Source organism: Lactococcus sp. S-13, assembly GCF_004210295.1.
GTDB lineage: Bacteria > Bacillota > Bacilli > Lactobacillales > Streptococcaceae > Lactococcus.
Genome location: NZ_SDAK01000001.1, coordinates 415,781 through 438,196, shown reverse-complemented (window position 1 = coordinate 438,196; position 22,416 = coordinate 415,781). Strand labels below are relative to the sequence as shown.

Sequence of the window (22,416 nt, the reverse complement as noted above, 5' to 3'; positions counted from 1 at the left end):
GCTGACAGCTTCGTCAGTAATTTTTCGAACATGAAAAGAGAAAAAATGCGTTTGATTTTAGCATCTGCGCCAGAAGGTAAGGAAAAATTCATTCGACAAATTGAAAAATGGCTGGGCAAATCTCGCGCCGACATCTCGGTCTGTCTGATTAACGAAGCGCTCGCCCAGTCAGATGATGATTGTCGCTGGCTTTTATCGGCATTTTCAAGTTTGGCCACAACTTTTGGTGGCAAACTGACTTTTGCCAATTTGCGGGCGCTGTCGCCTGAGCAGCTCAAGACTAAAATGTTGGGCTACGATTTGATTTGGTGTTTTGGTGGCTACACTAATGAATTGCTAGAAACCTTTGAGAAAACTGGTTTTTCTGAACTTTTGCCAAAACTTTTGGCAGGAAAAATCTGGGTGGGTTCATCAGCAGGCGCTTGCGTTTTGGCGAAAAATTATCTGGGGCTGCTGGATTTCTCAATTTCTCCTCATGAAAAACTTACGATTTTCAAAGAAAATACTTATTTTCTGACTGACTCAGCAGGGCTGATTGTTGATAATCATGAGATTTTGCTGATAGAGAATGCTGTATAATTTGCTGACGAACCTGTCAGCTGGAGTAAAAGAAAAATGAAAGAAAAATACGTCGTTTTTGACTTTGAAACCACTGGTTTCTCTGCTCAAAAAAATGAAATTATCCAAATCGGTGCGGTAAAATATGACGAAAACGATGTTGAAATCGCACGGTTTAACCAATTAGTCAAAAATCAGCGATCCTATGTCTCCTCAGAAATTACAGAATTAACTGGAATTAAGCCTGCAGATTTGCTCAATCAGCCAACGATTGAAGAAATCCTGCCAGAATTTTTGGCCTTTATCGAAGGACATCTTTTGGTGGCTCATAATGCGCCTTTTGATGTGAGTTTTTTGTACCAAGCCATTATTGATTGTGCGCTTACGGGTGTGGAAGCCTTTCGAGTTTATGATACTTTGGCTGAAAGTAAACGTCTTTTGCAGATGTCTTCTTATGCGCTGGTCAATTTTAAAGAGTTGCTGGGCGTCAGTGATTTACGCTCGCATGATGCGCTTAATGACTGTCTGATTACGGCGAAACTTTATCATTATTTACAAAAAAGTGAGCAAAATGTCTCAGAGAAAATACTGACGGAAATTTTGGAGCTTGGAGAAAATGCTGACGCAAATGAACAGCTTGATTTGTTTGGAGAAAATACTGACGAAATCACTGAAAGTCTGCGCCGTAAGCTCAATTTACCCATCACCAAAGCTCTAGTCTACTATCGCCAAGATTTGACACGAAAATGGCAAAAATTTGACGTAACAGGCATCCGGATTGAGCAGGAATACTCAACTGGTGCGAGTTTAAGTGTGACCTTATATCATACCGAACAAGTTAGGATTCATTCGGATTTTCTGAAAGAAATGCAAAAAGCCAATTTCGTCAGTGAAATGGAGGAAGAAAAATGACACATCAGTGGAAACTTAAAACTTTTGACGAATTAAATACGACCGAAATGTACCAGTTGCTGAGCTTGCGAACGGCCGTTTTTGTCGTCGAACAAAACTGCCCATACCAAGAACTTGATGGAAAAGATCAAGTTTCCAAGCACCTCTGGCTAGAAAACGAAGCAGGTGAAATCATGGCCTTGTGCCGCTTGCTCCCTCAAAAGATTTCCTTTCCAGAAAGTTCAATCGGTCGTGTGCTAGTCAATCCCGCTTTTCGTGGTCAAAAATTAGGTCATGAGCTGGTAGAAAAAGCTTTGGAAGTCTTGAAAGCTGACGGCGAATCAGCCGTGACTATTGAAGCGCAGTACTACTTACGTGATTTTTATGCTTCCTTTGGCTTTGTGGAAAACTCTGACGCATTTTACGAAGACGGCATCAAGCACGTCAATATGATTTTGACGTTCTAAAATCAGAAAACTTACTGACGAAATGCTCAGTAAGTTTTTTGTGGCTTTATCTCTGAAACTTTTTGCCAGTTTTTTTCGGCTTCAATTTGTGGTAGAATAGAAAAAGTGATTTCCTGAGAATTGAAAAAATCACCCTTCAGTAGAAATCCTCAATTAAAAAAATAAATTAAAATTTTCTCAAAAGAAAGTTAAAAAATGTCTAATATTCAAAAATTACCCCTTGAGGATATCATGGGAGAGCGCTTTGGGCGCTATTCAAAATACATCATTCAGGAGCGTGCTTTACCCGACATTCGTGATGGTTTGAAGCCGGTGCAACGTCGGATTCTTTACTCAATGAATAAAGATGGCAACACTTTTGACAAAGCTTATCGTAAATCCGCCAAATCTGTCGGAAATGTCATGGGTAACTTCCACCCTCACGGGGACAGTTCGATTTATGACGCAATGATTCGGATGAGCCAAGATTGGAAAATGGGCGAACCGCTGATTGAAATGCACGGAAATAACGGATCAATGGATGGTGATCCACCAGCCGCCATGCGTTACACCGAAGCACGTTTAAGCGAAATCTCAGGCTTTTTGTTGCAAGATATTGATAAAAATACCGTGTCTACCGCATGGAATTTTGATGATACTGAAAAAGAACCCATTGTCTTACCTGCTGCCTTTCCTAACCTTTTGGTCAATGGCTCAACAGGGATTTCAGCAGGTTACGCCACAGATATCCCACCCCACAACCTTGGCGAAGTCGTTGATGCAACCATTCATATGATTGATCATCCAAAGGCCGATGTCGAAAAAATCATGGAATTTTTACCTGGGCCAGATTTTCCAACAGGCGGAATTATCCAAGGTAAAGGTGAAATCAGAAAAGCTTATCATACAGGAAAAGGACGTATCGTTGTCCGCTCCAAAGTGAGTGTTGAATCCATAAAAGGGGGGCGTGAGCAACTGATTGTGACTGAGATTCCCTATGAACTCAATAAGGCTAATCTGGTCAAAAAGATTGACGATGTTCGCTTGAGCGCCAAAGTACCAGGAATTGCCGAAGTTCGGGATGAATCCGATCGAGAAGGCCTGCGAATTGCCATCGAGCTCAAAAAAGAAGCTGACAGCCAACTCGTTTTGAACTATTTGTTCAAAAATACCGATTTGCAGGTCAATTATAACTTCAATATGGTGGCGATTGACAAGATGACCCCTGTTCAAACCGGAATCGTGCAAATTTTGCGTGCTTATATCACTCACCGTGAAGAAGTTATTGTCAAACGTTCTCAGTTTGATTTATCAAAAGCCGAAAAACGCTTGCACTTGGTTGAAGGATTGATTCGCATGGTTTCGATTCTCGATGAAGTGGTCGCAACCATTCGAGCTTCAGAAAATAAAGCCGATGCCAAAGAAAATATCAAAGTTTCCTTTGGTTTCACCGAAGAGCAAGCCGAGGCAATTGTCACCCTGCAACTTTACCGCTTGACCAACACTGATATTGTCACCCTGCAAAACGAACAAGCAGAGCTTGAACAAAAAATCTTGGAACTCAAAGCCATCATCAACGATGAGCGCACCCTCTTTAACTTGATGAAACGTGAATTACGAGAAGTCAAGAAAAAATTTGCCAAACCACGTCGCAGTGAATTGCAAGATGAAGTTCAAACCATTGAGATTGAAGCTAGTGAGTTGATTGTGGCGGAAGATACTGTCGTTTCAGTCACGCGCGCGGGCTACATCAAGCGCACTTCACCACGTTCTTTTGCTTCGTCAGCCTTGGAAGAAGTCGGAAAACGTGACGATGATGAGCTGCTGTATTACGCTCCTGCCAAAACCACACAACATTTGTTACTGTTTACCAATCTTGGAAATGTAATCTATCGCCCTATCCATGAACTCTCGGATGTTCGTTGGAAAGATATTGGAGAACATTTATCACAAAACTTATCTAATTTTGCCTCCAACGAAACAATTATTGAGGCCAAAATTATTGATGATTTTGCTGAGCAAAACTTCACTGTTGTAACCAAAAACGGTCAAATTAAACAAGTTGATTTGGCAAGCTTTACCCCTTGGCGGACTTATCGTTCAAAATCCACTGCCTATGCTAAGCTCAAAGGCGCAGATGATGAAGTGATTTTCTTCCATTCGAGCGAATTTGCTGATTTGATGCTTATTTCAGAAAGTGGATACGCTTTGCGCTTTAACCTGGATGATGTGCCAGTCCTTGGGGCAAAAGCAGCGGGTGTTAAAGCGATGAAACTTAAGGGCGACGATAAGATTAAAGCAGCCTTCTTTGTAACGACAAGCAGTTGGTATCTCCTGACGCAGCGTGGTTTCATTAAACGAGTGAAATCAGAAGATATTCCTGCAACTTCCCGCGCAAATCGTGGCCTGCAAGTCTTGCGCACTCTGAAAGCAAATAATCATACTGTCTTTGCTGCCGGTTTGGTTAATGGAAATGTCGATAGCGCAAATTTAAATTCCGAATTTGATCTATTTACTCAAAGTTCAATGACGGATGAAAACAGCAAAGAAGAACAAATCCTTGAAATCAGCAGTGACTCAGGACAGCTTCAAACCGTCAATCTGACTCAACTTTCTCTCTCAGAGCGCACCAGCAACGGTCGTCCACTGGCAGAAAATATTGAAAAAGTCATCAGTGCTAAAATGAAATAAAAGCAAAACATCATGCGAAGTCATGATGTTTTTTAGCATTTTAGGGAAAATAAAGAAGCGTAATTGAGAAATTTTGTTATAATAAATCATAAGAAAAACTCCAGAGCAAACACTCTAAAACGGAACTTTCTACTTCAAAGGATTCTTTTTGAACTTGCGAAAGTATGGAAGGCAGGAGAAAGGAGAAAAATGGACAAAAATTTTGACTTGTCAGTGGAACGGGATACTGACGGAAAAATTATCAATGTCTTTTTTGATGATGTACATGAAAAAACAACTTATGAGGCCCTGACTGCTCTTTCAACAGCAGATTTCCGTTTGATAACGGGAACGGATTTTCAGCGCAAAGTTTGGTTGGAGCTTCCTCGCATCCCTGCCGGAGAAACCATTACTTATCAGGAAATGGCAGCGCGTGTTGGTTCGCCAAAAGCTCAGCAGGCAGTAGGTCAAGCGCTTGCGCGTAATCCTTTGCCCGTCATTTTACCTTGCCACCGTGTGACTCGAAAAGATGGCAGTTTAGGTGGATTCATGGGCAAAGACAAGCGTCAAGACATCAAGTCAGAAATTTTAGCTTATGAGAAAAGTTTGAGGAAATAAACAAGCCGAACTCAGCCAGTGCAAGGAGAGCGAGTTTGGAGAAAGAAGCTTATCAATCTTCCGATAAAATCAATAGTACTGACGAGAAGAGGTGAAATCGTAAGTTCCCTCGAAATTTCCGTCAGCTTACTGACAGAATCCCTTGTAAATGGTATAATTAAACTTATGAAAAAAATACTGTCTCTTGTGATTATCGGCCTTGGAATCCTTCTTGACCAACTTTTTAAAAATTGGGTAGTTGCCAACATTGAGTTAGGTGATGTACGCGGTTTTATTCCCAATATTCTTAGCTTGACTTATCTGCAAAATAACGGTGCGGCTTGGTCGTCATTTGCTGGTCAACAATGGTTTTTCTTGATTTTGACACCGATTGTGTTGATTGTTGCCTTTTGGTATTTATGGAAAAAAAGCGCGCAAAACGGCTATTTCATTGGTTTGAGCCTGATTATTTCGGGGGCTTTAGGGAATTTCATTGACCGCGTGCGCCAAGGATTTGTTGTTGATATGTTCCAGACAGACTTCATCAATTTTCCGATTTTTAATATCGCTGATACACTTTTGTCAGTGGGATTTGTGATTCTATTTATCGCCATTTTGACCGATAAAAGTGAAAAAATCTGAGAGAATTTACTGACGAAAATATTTTCATTAGAGAAAATGCTGACGCAATTGCTGTTAGCAAGAAAAAATACTGACGAAAGTTTCAGTAAGCCCATTTTTCAATAAAATTGGACAAGGAAAAAGAATTTGACAAAAATTATCGTAAAAGAAGAAAATAATAACCTCCGTTTGGACAAAGCGCTTGCTAATCAAACAGAATACTCCAGAAGTTTGCTCACTGAACTCATCAAAAATGACAAAGTGGCTATCAATGGCGAAACAAAAAAAGCAAAATATAAAGTAAAAACAGGCGATCGTATTGAGTTTGAAGTGCCAGCCCCAGAAGTTTTAGATGTTGTTGCCGAAGATTTACCACTGGAAATTGTTTATGAAGATTCAGATGTGGCCGTAGTGAATAAACCTCAAGGCATGGTTGTTCACCCCGCTGCAGGTCACGCATCAGGGACTTTAGTGAATGCCATCATGTATCATATCAAAGATTTATCAACAATCAACGGTGTGATTCGCCCTGGTATTGTTCATCGTATTGACAAAGATACCAGTGGCTTGTTGATGATCGCTAAAAATGACAAAGCCCATGAAAGCTTGGCGGCTCAGCTGAAAGATAAAACAAATAAACGTCGTTACCTAGCGATAGTTCATGGTGAAATTCCTAATGACAAAGGAACGATTGAAGCGCCAATTGGTCGAAATCTCAAGGATCGCAAAAAGCAGGCGGTGGTTTCTGGTGGCAAACCAGCAGTAACTCATTTTGAAGTACTAGAACGATTTTACGGCTTTACCTTAGTTGCCTTGCATTTAGAAACAGGCCGGACGCACCAAATTCGAGTACATATGAATTATATCGGTCATCCAATTGCAGGTGACCCACTCTATGGCCCAAATAAAACCCTGACACCAAATCACGGTCAATTTTTACACGCCGAAACACTTGGATTCGTCCATCCAACAACAGAAGAACTCATGGAGTTTCAAGTTGATGTCCCAGCAATATTTGCTGAGCAAATCCAAAAACTCCGAGGAGAAGTAAAAGAACAAGAGTAATCTTGTTCTTTTATTTTGTGTTTGGCTAATCTCCTAGGGGAATATCGGGCCATCTCTACCACCAAATTTACGATTTGGCACAACTCAAATCAACGGGAATAAAATGCCCGATACACCCTTTACTATCGGTCTAGCATCCCAACTCAAGAGCCTAAATTAAAAAATAGAGCATTTTTAAGAAATGCTCTATTTTTTTATAAATTTTCAAAGAAGTCAGGAAATTTTTCAATAACTGCCGACTCTTCTTCAAAAACCAGTTGTAAATGTTGAACAGACTCAGCAATGGCCCTCTCGTAAGAGTGACTTTCAACCGCCCTAAGAATATTTTTGTGCTGCTCAATCAATAAGTTCCAAGGTAAATCAGTAACACGAACACGTAACCAGCGAAAGCGATTAAATTGGACATTAACTGCTTGAATCCAGTTCCAAGTCTGAAGATGGTTGGTCGCAATATAAAAATATTTATGGAATTTTTCATCTTCATCAAAAAAACCATTATAATTTTTACTGGCAACAAATTTTTCTTGCTGTTTGATGGACAGGTGGGCTTCTTGAAAATCAGCAGAAGTTAAAGTTGCAGCTTCAGAAATAATATTTTTCTCTAAGCTTTCACGAATAAAACGAGCATTAATGGCTATATTAAAGTCAATCTTAGTGACAAAAGTTCCCGATTGAGGAACAACAAAGATTAAACCTTCACGTCGCAAGCGTAACAAAGCCTCTCGAATTGGCGTCAAACCAAAATGCAAATCGTCCTCAATCATTTTTTGTGAGATTTTCTGCCCTGGAGAATACTCACAATGAATAATTTTGTATAAAATTTTATTATAAGCTTGAATCTGCAAGTTAAGATTATCATCATTCATAGCTAATAATTATAGAAAAGTTAAGTATTAAAGTCAATATACATTATGTGTATACCAATTGAAATTTTAAAGCTTTTTGCTAATATATCGGTAAAGCTCAACGTTTACAATAAAAAAACGTAACATTTAACAGTACAAAATGATGAAAACGGTTTATTATAATATGTAAATCTAATATATCAGTTTGTTAGGAGGGAAATCTTTGAAAAAAGGGATATTTATTCCATTTCTGCTAAGAAGTGGTGCAATTTTACAACGCAATATTGAAAATCTTTTTTGGGGCTATACCTCTCCTAGAACAGAGATAAGTCTATCCTTTGAAAAATTTCGAGAAACTGCAAAATCTAATGATGAAGGATATTTCAGTTTTTCTCTTCCAGCCCATAGAGGTTCAGAAGACTTAGATTTTACTCTCTGGACTGATGAAGAAATTATGACTCTTAAAAATATTGCTTTCGGAGATTTGTTTCTGCTGGGAGGTCAATCCAATATGCAGTTAGGAATGGGAAGATTAAAAACACTCTACTCAGATGAACTAGAAAATGCAAACAATATTAAAATACGCTTTTTTCAAGTTCCGCAACAACCAGAATTCAACGCTCCAAGAACTGAGCTTTATTCAGGAAAATGGAAGTATGCAATAGGTGCCGACTTAGAAGAACTATCTGGAATTGGTTACTTTTTTGCAAAGAGGCACTACGAAAAAGTAGAAGTTCCTGTTGGCTTGATTTCCACTGCTGTTGGTGGTACACCGATAAATAGCTGGCTAAGTGAGCAAAGTTTAAAAACGTTAAATCTTTTACCAGAGAACTTTGAGTCATTAAAAAATGATGATTACATTGAAGTTTCCCAAGAACTAGACGATGACTATCAAGCTCAATATCTAAAAAAACTAGATGAAACAGATAAAGGTCTAAAAGAAAACTATCAAACAGCCGAGTTTGATGATAACCTTTGGAAAGAAGTTCCTCTAAATCAAGAGTGGCAAGATTTATATCGCTACCCAGGAGTTATTTGGCTACGAAAAAGATTAAAAATTCCAATAGAATGGATTGGAGAAAAAGCAAAATTTCGCTTAGGAACTTTCTCTGATGCTGATGAAATTTTTGTAAATGGCAAGAAAGTTGGTTCGACAGATTACAAATATCCGCCACGAAATTATCCCATTGAAAAACTTAGCGAGGCTATCACTATCGCAATTCGCTTGAAAATTTTTAACTTTCCAGGTGGTATTAGAGCTGATAAAGATCACTTGATTATCGTAGGAGATAAAGAAATGGATCTCAATCAAGCAGGACTTTGGAAAATAAAACGTTCAAATTGGATGCCAGAGAAAAAAGAACAATTTTTCATTCAATACAAAGAAACCGGCTTATTTAACGGAATGATTGCCCCTCTGAAAAATTTAAAATTCTCAGCTATTCTATGGTATCAAGGAGAATCTGATGCTTGGCACCCACAAGCTTATGGATTACGTTTTTGCAAATTGATTAAAGAATGGCGAAACCTATTTAAGCAAAATGAACTCCCCTTTCTTTATGTACAGCTCCCAAATTGTGGGACAGAAATTGGAGCCTTGTGGTCAGAAATCAGAGTGGAACAAGAAAAAGCATTATCTTTAGCACATACTGCAATGGTAGTTTCTCTGGGTTACGGTGAAGACAATGATCTTCATCCGCTAAACAAGAAGGGGCTGGCAGATGAACTCTATGGTAGTTATGAAAAACTTGAATTTTTTCCAACTGGTTACTGTACAGGTCCTAGGCCCAGAAAACTACAATACAGCAAGGAGAATAAAGAAATCCATGTTAGCTTCCAAACTTATGGAGAAAGTTTAAGCGTTGAGAAAAACGGATACTTCGAAATCCTAACAGAAGGGAGGAAAACAAAAGTGAAAGAGTATCAGGTTATAGATAATGATAACCTCAGAATCCGTCTTCCTGACGATACAGTAGTGGTAAATGGAGAAAGGTGGTTAAGTTACAACTGGTCTAATACGCCTGTTCCATTTATAAAGAATAAAATCGGGACAGCCGCAGTTCCATTCAAAATAAAATTTTGAAAAGGGAACCCTTTTCTCTTGTGCAAAGCACAAGAGAAAAGGGAACCCTTTTCTCTTGTGCAAAGCACAAGAGAAACATTAACAAGCAAACAAAGCTATAAATAGTTTGGAGAAATAAAATGAAAAACAATTGGAAAAAAGTTGCTCTTGGAGGAGCAGCGTTACTCTCACTCATCACACTTGCCGCTTGTGGTTCAAGTTCAAATTCGGCAAGCGCAAGTAAAGGCACTAGTGCTCAAATTAAAGATGCGGATAAAAGTCCTAAACTCTCTTTCTGGTGGTGGGGTAACGATGATCGTAACCAAGCGACCATGAAACAAATTAAAAACTTTGAAGCAGAAAATTCTGGTATTTCAGTTGAAGGGCGTCCAAGTGGATTTGGTAACCTTGATCAAGTCTTTACAACGCAATATGCAGGTGGGACTTCCGCTGATGTTATGACCTTGATGTATCAATGGGTCCCTCAATATGGTCAAAATGGTGGATTTTATGATTTGAATAAATTGAGCAAATATCTTGATTTGAAAGATAATTATGATAAAGCTTTCTTGAAAACAGGTCAAGTCGGTGGCAAGCAAGTCGCTGTGCCTTATGGCGAAAATGTCATGGTAATGTGGGTCAACAAGACTGTCTTTGAAAAAAATGGCGTAGATGTAACTAAGCTAAAAACATGGGATGACTATATCAACGCAGCCAAGAAATTCCCTAAAGGTTCATATCCACTTTGCTCGCCAACCTGGCGTTTCCCTGTCACTATTTACCTCCAACAAAAACTCAATAAAACAGAGTTTAATGCTAAGGGTCAAATGAATTATACTGAAAAAGATTATCTTGACGGTATGAAATGGTACATGAGTTTGGTTAAAGACGGTGTCTTTGTTCCACGTTCAGATTATCTGGCTAATGTTGGTTCTGACCCTGTATCTCTTGCTACAAATAAACAAGAATTTACTGGTAAATACGCTGGTGGTATTGGTTGGAATCAAGGTCTGCAATCTGACTATGATGCTCTTAAAGGTGTAGGAGACCAAATGGAAATCGTACCTTATCCTGTCATTTCTGATGCTAAAGGCGGAGCAAATATTCTCTCTAAACCTTCAATGGCATTTGCAATTAAGAAAGATGAAAAGAACCCAGTAGCAACCGCTAAATTCTTGAATGATTTCTTAAATGGTGAAAAAGCCAATCAAATTCTTGGAACAACTCGCGGTGTCCCTGCTTCCAAATCAGCTCAAAAAGCTCTGGAAAAGAGTGGAGCTCTGGCAGGATTTGCCAAAGATGCTAATGATGCAGGAAAAGTTGATACCATGTCTGAAACACCATTCTATGAAGACGGTACTTTGACTTCTATCTACACTGACCAAATCGAAGCAGTAGAACTTGGGAAAACAAGTGTGAAAGAAGCAGCGCATGAAGTTTATACTCAAACTAAAGCACAAGCTGCAAAACTTGCTCAACAAATGGGTCTGAAATAAAATAATTTGAGAGAAAAGGAGAGTAGCGCAGTAAAACTACTCTCCGATTTCTCAAAATGGTTAATAAATAAAGGAGGAAATTTTGAAAAATCAAAAAGTAGGATTAATCTACGTTTCGCCTTGGATTGTTGGTTTCCTGGTTTTGACGATTTGGCCAATGATTATGTCTTTGTACTACGCATTGACTGATTATAATATGATTTTTAAGCCAAATTTTATTGGTTTACAAAATTTTATCAATCTTTTTAAGGATGCAACTTTTATGGGTTCAATGAGATCGACATTTATCTATGTTATCTTCTCTGTGCCTTTACAACTGGCTTTTGCCTTGATTGTTGCTTTTATTCTTAATTTTAAATTAAAGGGAATTGGCTTGTTTCGGACTGCTTATTACATTCCTTCAATTTTAGGGGGAAATGTTGCCGTAGGGATTTTGTGGCGTTTCATGTTCCAACCTACTGGTCTGGTCAATAACTTTTTAGGAACTTTTGGGATTCACCCGATTGGCTGGTTGTCAACGCCAACGGGTGCCATGACCAGTATTATTCTCTTAAAAGTCTGGCAATTTGGCTCATCAATGTTGATTTTCTTGGCAGCTCTGAAAGATTTGCCAACGGAGCTTTATGAAGCAGCCAGTCTGGATAATGCTAGTAAATGGCAACAATTTATCCATATCACGATTCCACTGATTACGCCTTCGATTTTCTTTAATTTGATTATGCAAGTCAATAATGCTTTCCAAGAATTTAATGGGCCTTATTTGGTTACAGGTCAAGGGCCTTTGAAATCAACTTATCTGGCTTCGCTGTTTATTTATGACTCAGCGTTTAAACAATACAATATGGGTTATGCTAGTGCAGCGAGTTGGGTCTTGTTTATTGTGATTGTTTTAATCACGATTATCCTGTTTGCTACTCAAAAGAAATGGGTTTATTATTCTGACGGAGGAAATGACTAATGCAAAATACAAGTTCTTTTCATAGCAAACAAGATACCCGTAAAAGAGTAAATTCTGCACTCAGATATATTATTTTGACCGTTTTTGCTATCATCATGATTTATCCGATTTTGTGGTTGATTGGGGCGACTTTTAAGACTAATGCGGAAATTTTTACATCTGCCAGTTTTATTCCGTCACGAATTGACTTTACACCTTATGTTAAAGGTTGGATAACGGGTGGTGATTATACTTTCACAACTTACTTTATCAATACTTTTGAGTACGTCATTCCGAAAATTTTACTGACGCTTCTGTCAGCAACTTTAGTGGCTTACGGATTTGCTCGTTTTGAGTTTCCTGGTAAGAAAATTATGTTTTCGCTGTTGATGGCAACTATGTTCTTGCCAGCAGTTGTGACACAAATTCCACTTTATCTCTTTTTCCGTGATTTGCATTTGCTGGATACTTATGTTCCGCTGATTGCACGGTCAGCTTTTGCCCAAGAACCTTTCTTTGTCTTTATGCTGATTCAATTTATGCGGTCAATTCCGCGGACTTTGGATGAAGCAGCAACGGTGGACGGCTGTGGTTCATTTGGTATTTTACGTCTGGTCTTGCTTCCTTCGCTAAAACCAGCTTTGATTTCTTGTGTGATTTTCCAATTTATGTGGAGCTTTGGAGATTTCTTGGGACCTTTGATTTATATCACATCGCCAAGCAAATACCCTGTTTCAATTGCTTTGAAATTAAATGCCGACACATCAGCCGGTACAGTACCTTGGAATCAGATTTTCGCTATGTCATTAGTTTCACTGCTGCCTGCGATTATCTTGTTCTTCAGTGCACAAAAATACTTTGTCGAAGGCGTGACATCATCTGGTATCAAAGGATAATAATATAATGAAAGATTTAGACTAAGAGGAGGTTTGATTTTATGAGATTTAAAATCAATTTAGATTTTTTGACAAATTGGACAGTAGGCGGGGTGTCATTCATTTACCGACTATTTGTACAGCATTTGTATTTTATATTATCAAATCTTCTGTTTTTGGTCATGCTTTTCTTTTTCCAATTGACGCTTAATAATTATATTTTATTTGTTCTTCCAATCTTCTTATTTTTAGTGAGTTTGGCGGTGCAGTTTAGAGTCTCTGAGTTTACTAAAGGAACGATTTCAGTTAAAAAATATGGTCACTTTTACGGAGAAATGCTGAAAAATCATTGGAAAGTCTTTGTTTTCTATACTTTCTTGATTAGTTTTATTGTATTTGATATGAAAGCTCTGTGGATTTTGGGTAAAAGTATCATGTTTATTCCGCTTTTGATTACGGCGAGTTTTCTGGCTAGTGGAATGCTCTTTGTTTTTCTTTTATCGACAGATTTGCGGGCGCGTGAGTTGACGGTGGGGAGAAAAGTTTTTTCAATGTTGCTGGTCAGCTATAAATTGCCGCTGGTGACTTTGGTCAATATCTTTTGGTTTATGATTATCATTTTCCTTATGCAAAAATATGCCATGCTTTACCTTTTATTCTTTGGGGGTGCGGTGAATTTTATGATTTTGTTGAATTTAAAAAGACGTTTTTCAGTGGACTTATTTTTTGAGCAAATTGAAAATGAGGATAAGGGAGTAAATAATGATTGATGAAATGTGGTTACAAAAAAATAAATTAAAAAAATTACTAAGTCAAGAAGTTTTCTTTTTGGATTTGGTCAAAGAAGATGCAGTCAGTTTGCGGCTGCGAAAAGAACTGATTGAATGGTTAGGACTTACAGTAAGTACTGATCGTGCGCAGGCAACGATTGTTTTAGTTGTCAATCCAGAACTTTCTGTGAATGCAGAAGCTTATGAAATTCAGGAAAACCTGATTAAAGGAGCTTCTTCAAGCGGACTTTTGTACGGTTTTTATAATTTTCTGCGGCTTAAGCTAAGAGGGAAAAAGTTAGAAGAAAGCTCTGAACCAAGCCAAGCGCTTCGGATGATTAATCACTGGGACCAAGTGGATGGGACCATTGAGCGGGGCTATGCTGGTGAGTCGATTTTCTTTGGGACACCTGGAAGCAATGACAATACGGATACAGGTTCTTTTGCTTTGAGAGAAATCAAGGGCGATATTTTCCGCAATGATTTTACGCGTTTGGAAATGTATGGACGTTTTTTAGCTTCGATTGGAATTAACGCGATTTCTTTAAATAATGTCAATGTGCGTGGTTTAGGGACAAATTTGATTGTTTCACCTTATATTGAGAAAGTTGGAGAGATTGCTCGACTCTTTTCTGGATTTGGAATTAAAACTTTTCTGTCCATCAATTGGGCGGCGCCGAGATTGATTGGTGGTCTGAGAACTTCTGACCCTTTGGATGAAGCTGTTTGTGCTTGGTGGAAGAAAGTGATTGGCCACATCTATGATGTAGTACCTGATTTTGGTGGATTTGTGGTTAAAGCTGACTCTGAGGGGGAACCTGGTCCTTATCAATATGGGCGTAATCATGCTGATGGTGCCAATATGTTGGCTGAAAGTTTTGCCCCGCACGGAGGCTTGGTTATTTGGCGGACTTTTGTTTATAATTCGCAGACGGACTGGCGTAATCGCAAGAATGATCGTGCCAAAGCTGCCTATGAAAACTTTATGGCACTTGATGGTGATTTTGCAGACAATGTGATTTTGCAGATTAAATTTGGTCCGATTGATTTTGGAGTACGGGAGCCCTTAATGCCTCTCTTTGGGGCTTTGAAAAAGACTAATCAAATGATGGAATTTCAGGTTACTGCAGAATATCTTGGACATCAGATTGACTTAAATTATGTTTTACCACAATGGCTTGAAATCATTCATACGGATAATTACGGTTTAGCAAAAGATACAGTTAAGGAAAATTCACCTCTAGCTGCTAACTCGGGGTTTGTTGCGATTGGCAATGTCGGAATGGATGAAAACTGGTGTGGAAATAAACTGGCACAGGCCAATTTTTATGGCTTTGGTCGGATGTGCTGGAACAATGATTTGACTGCTGCTGAAATTTTGCGGGAGTGGCTTGACATGACTTTTGTGGATGTCGATGAAAGGGCGAAAAAGACAATTTATGAGTTGTTGATGACCTCAAATCAGACTTACGAGGCTTATACCACACCACTTGCAATTGGTAATATGATAGTACCACACTATCATTATGGACCCTCTATAAATGGCTATGAATATGACCGCTGGGGTTCTTATCATTTTGCGGACCGAAATGGCTTGGGTGTTGACCGAACGATGGTGACTGGGACTGGCTATAGTGGGCTTTATGCGCCAGAATTGGCGGAAATTTATGAAGATATTAATAAAACGCCTGATGAATTGATTTTATTTTTCCATTTTGTGAACTATGACCATCTTTTGCACAATGGTAAAACGTTGATTCAGACAATTTATGATTTGCATTTTGAAGGCTATAATAAAGTACTGGAATTTCAAAAATCGTGGCAAGCTCTTGAAGGAAAAATCGATGAAATCACTTTTAGAAATGTTTCACAGAGATTAGAATTGCAAGTGCAGAATGCCAAAAATTGGCGTGATCAAATCAATACTTACTTTTACAGAATGTCTGGTGTAGAGGATAAGTATGGTAGAAAAATTTTTAATTAGCGTTCTCCTAACGAATTGCTGACGGAACTGTCATAAAAATATTCATTGTTTGATAATAACTTTGGGTATACTGATTATTTCGTCAGTAATTTTTTCATATTTTTCACAAAGTGCTATAATAAAAGTAAGCGGATTATTACTAAAAACGAGAAGTATGAAGGAGGATGAGATGTTATTTTTTAGACAAATTGTAGAAAATCAGATTTTGATGACGGCAATTGTTAGTTGGGCTTTGGCACAGATTATCAAGATTCTGATTGACCTGATTCGGACACATCGATTAAATTGGCGATTAGTTTTTGCGACAGGAGGAATGCCTAGCTCCCATAGTTCGTTGGTGGTGGCTTTGGCAACGGCTGTCGGTTTGAACAAAGGCTTTGACTCAGCTCTTTTTGCGGTGGCGACAGTGTTGGCTTTTGTGGTGATGTATGATGCGCAAGGCATTCGCCGTCAGGCAGGAAATCAAGCCCGAATCATTAACCGAATGCTCCAAAATGTTGAGAATGCGGGTATTAAAGTCGATAAAAATCTTAAAGAATTACTCGGACATACTCCGATTCAAGTTCTTGGCGGAACAGTCTTGGGCATTGTTGTAGCGCTTGTGATGAATTGAATTTCTGTTGAAATTCGTCAGTGATTAAGTTAGTTTTTAGAATGAGGTGTTACAGTGTCTAACAAGAACGAAAGAAAATTTTTAGTCCCTTTGACAAAATTCTAATCAAAAAAAGACCACAAACTGCCTTAAAACTAAAATTTCAACGCGAAGAGAAGAGAGAAGCCATGAAAAAAATAAAGCACAAAAATGAATTGCTGGATGTCAGCTTTAACACCATGCTTCTCTTCAAAAGCCTGTTTGCCTTCGGTGAGCTTTTATCTGGCTTGCTTTTGATTTTTATCCCGCTTGGTGTGATAAAATCAGCCCTTCATCATTTGGCAATGATGGTTTCACTGACGAGTTTATCAGCTATGATTATGCAGGCTGGTGAGCGACTGACCAGCAATGCAACACTTTTTGCTATTGTCTATTTGATTCTTCATGGAGCGCTCAAACTAATGACATTAGCCCTCCTATGGAAAAAAATCCTCTGGTCTTATCCTTTGTCAATTGCGCTTTTGGCTGGCTTCATTTTGTATCAAATAATTGAATTTGCTCACCACGGGTCAATTTCAATGCTTATTTTGTGTCTTGTAGATGCTATGATGATTGTCCTGACTTTACTTGAATACCGTAAGCTAAAAGCTCATTTTTCATCCTCAAAACTCCATTTTTTTCAAGAAAAAGTAGAATTTGAAACTGCAAAATTTACTGAACCTGAATGATAAGATTTGTCAGGGTTCTATAAGGCTTAGTGGTCTTGTTAAACATTTACTCAGCCTCTTTTTTGTGGTTGCAATCGAAACGAAAAAATCAATTTCCTTATGAAGTTGGTTTTTATAAATTATACCAATATTTGTTTTAGAGGCGATAAAGCGGTAAAAAAATCCTTGACAATCACTCAAAAGTGTATTATAATGCTCTTTGTAAATAAAAAAGAAACAAAATAATTAACTATACCAATTTTGTTGGTAAATAAAAGGAGCTCTATTATGTGCGGTATTGTCGGTGTTGTTGGAACGAAAAATGCAACAGATATTTTAATGCAAGGACTTGAAAAGTTAGAATATCGAGGCTATGATTCAGCAGGTATTTTTGTCAATGGTGAAAAAACAGCACCAAGTTTAGTCAAATCAGTCGGTCGTATCGCTGATTTGCGTGCGAAAATTGGCATTGATGTTGCGGGAACGATGGGAATTGGTCATACACGTTGGGCGACACATGGCAAACCCACTGAAGAAAACGCGCATCCTCATACTTCAGCTTCAGGACGTTTTGTTTTAGTCCATAACGGAGTGATTGAAAATTTTGTTGAGCTCAAAGAAGAGTTTGTTGCAAACGATAGTTTCAAAGGCCAAACGGATACTGAAATTGCGGTTCATTTGATTGCCAAATTTGCTGAAGAAGAGGGGCTTTCAACACTTGAAGCGTTCAAAAAAGCATTGAGTTTGATTAAGGGTTCTTACGCTTTTGCTTTGGTTGACACCGAAAACACCGAGGTCGTTTATGTGGCTAAGAACAAATCCCCACTCTTGATTGGACTTGGTGAAGGTTATAACATGGTCTGCTCAGATGCAATGGCGATGATTCGTGAAACTTCTGAATTTATGGAAATTCATGATAAAGAGTTGGTCATTTTGACAAAAGATACTGTACAAGTCACAGACTATGAGGGAAATGAAATTCCTCGTGAATCTTATACAGCAGAGTTGGATCTTTCTGATATTGGTAAAGGAACTTATCCATTCTATATGCTCAAAGAAATCGATGAGCAACCAGCCGTTATGCGCAAACTCATCGCCACTTATGCGGATGAAAATGGTGCAATGAAAGTCGATGATCAAATTGTCAAAGCAATTCAAGAAGCAGATCGCTTGTATATCATTGCTGCTGGCACTTCGTATAATGCAGGATATGGCTCAAAACAAATGCTTGAAGCGCTTACGGATACTCCCGTTGAGCTTGGTGTTGCATCAGAATGGGGCTATGATATGCCGCTTTTGAGTAAAAAACCTTTCTTTATTTTCTTATCACAATCTGGTGAAACAGCCGATAGTCGCCAAGTTTTGGTTAAAGTCAATGAATTAGGGCTTCCAAGCTTGACGGTGACGAATGTTCCAGGATCAACTTTGTCACGTGAAGCAACTTACACGATGCTGATTGGTGCTGGCCCAGAAATTGCTGTAGCTTCTACCAAAGCCTATACAGGTCAAATCGCAACCTTAGCTTTTCTGGCTAAAGCCGTTGGTGAAGAAAATGGGAACAAAAACGCGCTTGAGTTTGATTTAGTAAAAGAATTATCGCTCGTTGCCCAATCAATCGAATCAACCTTGTCAGAAAAAGATGAGATTGCAGAAATTGTAGCTCAACTTTTACCAACGACCCGCAATGCATTTTATATTGGTCGTAAACAAGATTATTATGTAGCGATGGAAGCTTCATTGAAATTGAAAGAAATTTCTTACATTCAATGTGAAGGTTTTGCTGCCGGTGAATTAAAACACGGAACAATTTCATTGATTGAAAAAGGTACACCTGTTCTCGCATTGATTTCAAATCATCCTGAAGTGGCCACTCACACACGTGGAAATGTCATGGAAACCGTGGCACGTGGTGCAGCAGCAATTACGATTGTTGAAGAAGGAGTTGCCCGTGAGGATGATACAATTGTTGTCAACCAAGTTCATCCCTTCTTATCAGCGATTTCGATGGTTATTCCGACCCAACTTATTGCTTACTTTGCGTCAATGCAAAGAGGACTTGACGTTGATAAACCCCGTAATCTCGCAAAAGCAGTGACAGTTGAATAAAAAGAGCAGAGAAAATGCTGACGAAAATAAAAAAATAAATTCGTCAGTAAAAAAGTCAGCTCAAAATCACTTTCGTCAGTAAAAAAGGAAGAATCTGAAAAATTTTAGATTCTTTTTTAGTTATTTGGTGACAAATCTAGAAATTTTGCGTATATAATGGTATGTACGAAGTAAGAGAAAATCCCTACCCCATGCTCCCTCGTGAGCGTCTGGCTTTGCTTGGCGAAGAACAATTATCTGACGTTGAATTACTGGCAATTTTGCTCAGGACAGGCACGAGGAAACATTCAGCAACTGGACTGGCTGCGCAAATTTTGCAACATTTTCAAACGCTTGAAAACTTCCGCCGGGCCTCACTCTTAGAACTTCAAGAAATTCCGGGCATCGGTCAAACAAAAGCAATTGAAATTCGTGCGATGATTGAGCTGGGCAAACGCATCCAAACCACCGAGCGAAAGCGATATGGTCGGGTTCTAGGTTCGCAAGAATTTGGTTTGAGTCTCGCTGATGAGATGCAAAACTTTGAACAAGAGCACCTTGTAGCGTTTTATCTCGATGCTCAAAATCGAATCATTGAAAAGAGAACGATTTTTATTGGTGCAGTCAATCATGCACCAGCTAATCCACGTGAGATTCTCTATCATGCCGTGAAGAACCTTGCAGTAGGCCTGCTTGTTGCTCATAACCACCCGTCAGGGAGTTTGACGCCAAGCCAGGCCGATCGTATTTTTACTGAAAAAATCAAAGGCGCCTGTGAGAATTTAGGGGTCAATTTCATTGACCATTTAATTGTTGGTGCGGGAAAATATTTTAGCTTTCGAGAACAGGCGCATTAAGGGAGAAAGCGGCTTCAAAATGTTAACAAATGTAGTTAACGAAAGAGCTTTCTTCTATATAAGTACATATGTTATGATAAATCTATCCATGATTTCGGTATTTCAAATGAGATAGCGAAAAAATAACGCTTAATAAAATGAGGTTAGGGGTTATTTTTGTAGTGTAATAACCAAATAAAAGTTCCGACAATGACGGAACTTTTATTATTCTTGATAATTGAAAGTAGGCAATGTTAATACACACAGAGCTTATAATTCTTTACGGTTAGCTTTCATAGATATCCATTTTTTTGAATTTTTCAAATATATGAGCGTAATTAAAGAACTACATTTTTTCTTGCTTATTTTTTGGCTGTATGCTAAAATTGTTTTTGTCGTGTGAAAAGACAAGCCGCATAGGAGCGGGCATTAAGGGGAGAAAAAAATGAAATTTTCAAAAGTAACTGCAACAGCAGTTTTAGTAGCCGTATTCGTTAGCGCTGGGTTTGGGGCGAAAACACTCGCTGAAGGTTTTTGGGCTGGACATGGGGATGTACAAGAAATCAACAATGACATTGATACATTGTCAACTCGTATCCACACAGAAGCTCATGAAGTACAAGAAGCCTCAGATGAATTAAAAATAGCTCAAGCAGCTTTGGAGACATCTCAAAGCACAAGCCAACAACAAAGCACTCAATTGAATCATTTGAACCAAGAATTGCAAACATTGCAAGGTGAAAAAACAAGCTTAAGTAGTCAATTGGCATCAAAAGAACAAGAAATTCAAAATAAAATTGCCGAAGTCCAACAAAAAATCAAAGAAGGCCAAGATGCAGTAGCAAGCAAGCAAAGAGAGTTAGATAACAAACAAGTAGAATATCAAACTGAAAAAACAAAAACTGAAAATCTCCAACATCAACTGGATGAATTATCAAATCAAGTCAATGCTGATGAACAAGGCGTGATTGAAGTAAGAAAAACTCGCTTGAAAGCTGATCAAGTCGTTTTAGATACAGCTAATCTTTCTACATTTAATCGTGGGGAATCTACAAACAACTAATTTCGGAAAAGAGCAATGAAAACATTTGAAATTAAGGAAGGCATAAACATTATTGTTGTGCCTTCAATTGTTGTTCTTTTTCTTTGAGTTGGCAAGAATCCCTGAAGATTTCGGAAGAAAGCTTGCTCAGGCGTTGTTCAATCAAACGTTTATTTTGAATTAAATCAGAGCGTTGAGAGTTTAACATCGCGATTTCTTGGCTCATGCTCTTGATTTTGATTTTAAGTTGTCGTAATTCAATCGTAATTTTCTGCGTTTGAGTTGGCATAGTGGTCCTTTCCTGTGTAAAATCTTCTTTTCATTATTGTAGCACAGAAAATTTTAAGTTTAACTTAAGATTTTTTAAAGAAGTTTGCCAATTTTTTTAAGGCTACAAATTCAGTTGATTTGATAGAAGTGGGCAAGAAAAGGTAAGTTTGACTTTTCTGCAAGACTTAAAAATAAAAAGCGGCTTTGTAAGCCGTTTTTTATTTTATTTAGTGATTTATTTATTATTCCCCATAAAAAAGAGGAGAGTTTGAAGTTCTTTAGTAAGGTCAATGGATTGGATGACGACATCCTCAGGGACTTTCAGACGAACAGGAGCGAAGTTGAGAATACCCTTAATTCCCGCTCTAATCAGAAGATCAACGACTTCTTGGGCATTTTCTTTACGAACAGAGAGAATGGCTGTCTTGATGTCTGATTGTTTAATATTGCGTTCAAGATCAGAGATGTTATAAATTGGGATTCCATCCTCAGTCTGAGTCCCGACCAAAGGGTTTCCTGAAATATCGTAGGCTTGAGTGATTCGCATTTTATTACGCTCTTGAAATTGGTAATGAAGTAGTGCTCGACCAAGATTTCCAACTCCTATGAGCGCGATATGTGTTTCTTGGTCTTGTCCGAGTAGTTCGCCAAAGAAGTCTCGCAAAGTTTGAGTCTCGTAGCCATAACCACGGCGACCTAATTCACCGAAAAGAGAAAAGTCACGGCGAATCGTTGCTGCATCAACACCAATTTTTTCAGAAATGAGTTGAGAATTGGTTCGGGTGATGTTTTCGTCAACTAAGCTTTTGAATAAGCGATAATATTGGGGCAACCGCTTTGCAGTAGCTTTGGGTAAGTTTTTACTTACTTTGTTGTCAGTCATGATGTTTTACCTCGAAATATGTTGATGAAAAAAATTAAATTACTTATTATTTACTTCTTTGTGATAATTTTATCAAATTTTTGTGATTTTATCAAACAAAAGAAGCTCTACTAAGCTGTTGTTAACGCTCACAAAAAAAGAAGTTTTTTCTATAAAACGCTTTCTTTTGTTGAGCTTTCATGGT

At 38.3% G+C, this 22,416-nt stretch carries 21 protein-coding genes; 18 read left to right on the top strand and 3 right to left on the bottom strand.

Annotated elements, in window-relative coordinates; translation table 11 throughout:
- The first annotated feature begins 30 nt into the window (after window positions 1-30).
- The 7 genes from EQJ87_RS02180 (at window position 31) to EQJ87_RS02150 (ending at window position 6,848) form a co-directional block, all read left to right on the top strand.
- Window positions 31-579 carry a Type 1 glutamine amidotransferase-like domain-containing protein gene (locus EQJ87_RS02180; protein WP_130123138.1) on the top strand — a complete coding sequence of 183 codons (549 nt, stop codon included), beginning with the start codon at window positions 31-33 and terminating at the stop codon, window positions 577-579.
- Between the two features lie 36 nt (window positions 580-615).
- Complete coding sequence (locus EQJ87_RS02175) at window positions 616-1,470, top strand: 3'-5' exonuclease (RefSeq protein ID WP_130123137.1); 855 nt, start codon at window positions 616-618, stop codon at window positions 1,468-1,470.
- Entirely contained in the window at window positions 1,467-1,916 is a 450-nt protein-coding gene (locus EQJ87_RS02170) for a GNAT family N-acetyltransferase (protein WP_130123136.1), read from the top strand. Before EQJ87_RS02175 ends, EQJ87_RS02170 begins: the two co-directional genes overlap by 4 nt.
- 195 nt (window positions 1,917-2,111) lie before the next feature.
- Window positions 2,112-4,586 (top strand): DNA topoisomerase IV subunit A, encoded by a 2,475-nt coding sequence (gene parC, locus EQJ87_RS02165; RefSeq protein ID WP_130123135.1) that lies wholly within the window; start codon window positions 2,112-2,114, stop codon window positions 4,584-4,586.
- A 189-nt stretch (window positions 4,587-4,775) separates the two neighbouring features.
- The gene (locus tag EQJ87_RS02160) at window positions 4,776-5,183 is read left to right on the top strand and encodes a methylated-DNA--[protein]-cysteine S-methyltransferase (protein ID WP_130123134.1); all 408 of its coding nucleotides are present in this window, start codon (window positions 4,776-4,778) and stop codon (window positions 5,181-5,183) included.
- A 165-nt stretch (window positions 5,184-5,348) separates the two neighbouring features.
- Window positions 5,349-5,804 carry a signal peptidase II gene (gene lspA / locus EQJ87_RS02155; protein WP_130123133.1) on the top strand — a complete coding sequence of 152 codons (456 nt, stop codon included), beginning with the start codon at window positions 5,349-5,351 and terminating at the stop codon, window positions 5,802-5,804.
- Window positions 5,805-5,939: 135 nt separating this feature from the next.
- Window positions 5,940-6,848, top strand: coding sequence for an RluA family pseudouridine synthase (locus EQJ87_RS02150; protein ID WP_370449776.1), 909 nt, complete (start codon window positions 5,940-5,942; stop codon window positions 6,846-6,848).
- Between the two features lie 194 nt (window positions 6,849-7,042).
- On the opposite strand, the gene EQJ87_RS02145 is transcribed toward EQJ87_RS02150, so the two are convergent.
- Complete coding sequence (locus EQJ87_RS02145; protein ID WP_130123131.1) at window positions 7,043-7,714, bottom strand: GntR family transcriptional regulator; 672 nt, start codon at window positions 7,712-7,714, stop codon at window positions 7,043-7,045.
- Window positions 7,715-7,916: 202 nt separating this feature from the next.
- On the opposite strand from EQJ87_RS02145, the gene EQJ87_RS02140 reads away from it, so the two are divergent.
- The 11 genes from EQJ87_RS02140 (at window position 7,917) to EQJ87_RS02090 (ending at window position 21,100) form a co-directional block, all read left to right on the top strand.
- Window positions 7,917-9,776 carry a sialate O-acetylesterase gene (locus EQJ87_RS02140; protein WP_130123130.1) on the top strand — a complete coding sequence of 620 codons (1,860 nt, stop codon included), beginning with the start codon at window positions 7,917-7,919 and terminating at the stop codon, window positions 9,774-9,776.
- A 119-nt stretch (window positions 9,777-9,895) separates the two neighbouring features.
- The gene (locus tag EQJ87_RS02135) at window positions 9,896-11,251 is read left to right on the top strand and encodes an ABC transporter substrate-binding protein (RefSeq protein ID WP_130123129.1); all 1,356 of its coding nucleotides are present in this window, start codon (window positions 9,896-9,898) and stop codon (window positions 11,249-11,251) included.
- An 82-nt stretch (window positions 11,252-11,333) separates the two neighbouring features.
- Window positions 11,334-12,209, top strand: a complete 876-nt coding sequence (locus EQJ87_RS02130; RefSeq protein WP_130123128.1) for a carbohydrate ABC transporter permease — start codon at window positions 11,334-11,336, stop codon at window positions 12,207-12,209.
- On the top strand, window positions 12,209-13,084 hold the full coding sequence (locus tag EQJ87_RS02125; protein ID WP_130123127.1) for a carbohydrate ABC transporter permease: 876 nt from the start codon (window positions 12,209-12,211) through the stop codon (window positions 13,082-13,084). Before EQJ87_RS02130 ends, EQJ87_RS02125 begins: the two co-directional genes overlap by 1 nt.
- Window positions 13,085-13,125: 41 nt before the next feature.
- Window positions 13,126-13,833: a hypothetical protein gene (locus tag EQJ87_RS02120; protein ID WP_130123126.1), complete on the top strand. Its 708-nt coding sequence runs from the start codon at window positions 13,126-13,128 to the stop codon at window positions 13,831-13,833.
- A complete protein-coding gene (locus EQJ87_RS02115; RefSeq protein WP_223804485.1) occupies window positions 13,826-15,817 on the top strand; it encodes an alpha-glucuronidase in 1,992 nt (663 codons plus the stop codon). Before EQJ87_RS02120 ends, EQJ87_RS02115 begins: the two co-directional genes overlap by 8 nt.
- A 169-nt stretch (window positions 15,818-15,986) precedes the next feature.
- Window positions 15,987-16,430 carry a divergent PAP2 family protein gene (locus EQJ87_RS02110; RefSeq protein WP_130123124.1) on the top strand — a complete coding sequence of 148 codons (444 nt, stop codon included), beginning with the start codon at window positions 15,987-15,989 and terminating at the stop codon, window positions 16,428-16,430.
- 167 nt (window positions 16,431-16,597) lie between these two features.
- On the top strand, window positions 16,598-17,137 hold the full coding sequence (locus EQJ87_RS02105; RefSeq protein WP_130123123.1) for a DUF2127 domain-containing protein: 540 nt from the start codon (window positions 16,598-16,600) through the stop codon (window positions 17,135-17,137).
- Window positions 17,138-17,404: 267 nt separating this feature from the next.
- Window positions 17,405-19,222, top strand: coding sequence for a glutamine--fructose-6-phosphate transaminase (isomerizing) (glmS, locus tag EQJ87_RS02100; RefSeq protein ID WP_130123122.1), 1,818 nt, complete (start codon window positions 17,405-17,407; stop codon window positions 19,220-19,222).
- A 161-nt stretch (window positions 19,223-19,383) separates the two neighbouring features.
- Window positions 19,384-20,058 carry a RadC family protein gene (gene radC, locus EQJ87_RS02095; RefSeq protein WP_130123121.1) on the top strand — a complete coding sequence of 225 codons (675 nt, stop codon included), beginning with the start codon at window positions 19,384-19,386 and terminating at the stop codon, window positions 20,056-20,058.
- A 424-nt stretch (window positions 20,059-20,482) separates the two neighbouring features.
- Entirely contained in the window at window positions 20,483-21,100 is a 618-nt protein-coding gene (locus tag EQJ87_RS02090) for a hypothetical protein (protein ID WP_130123120.1), read from the top strand.
- A 49-nt stretch (window positions 21,101-21,149) separates the two neighbouring features.
- Here the strand turns inward: EQJ87_RS02090 and EQJ87_RS02085 are convergent, their stop codons facing one another.
- On the bottom strand, window positions 21,150-21,368 hold the full coding sequence (locus tag EQJ87_RS02085; RefSeq protein WP_130123119.1) for a hypothetical protein: 219 nt from the start codon (window positions 21,366-21,368) through the stop codon (window positions 21,150-21,152).
- Between the two features lie 216 nt (window positions 21,369-21,584).
- On the bottom strand, window positions 21,585-22,232 hold the full coding sequence (locus EQJ87_RS02080) for a redox-sensing transcriptional repressor Rex (protein ID WP_130123118.1): 648 nt from the start codon (window positions 22,230-22,232) through the stop codon (window positions 21,585-21,587).
- Window positions 22,233-22,416: the final 184 nt, after the last annotated feature.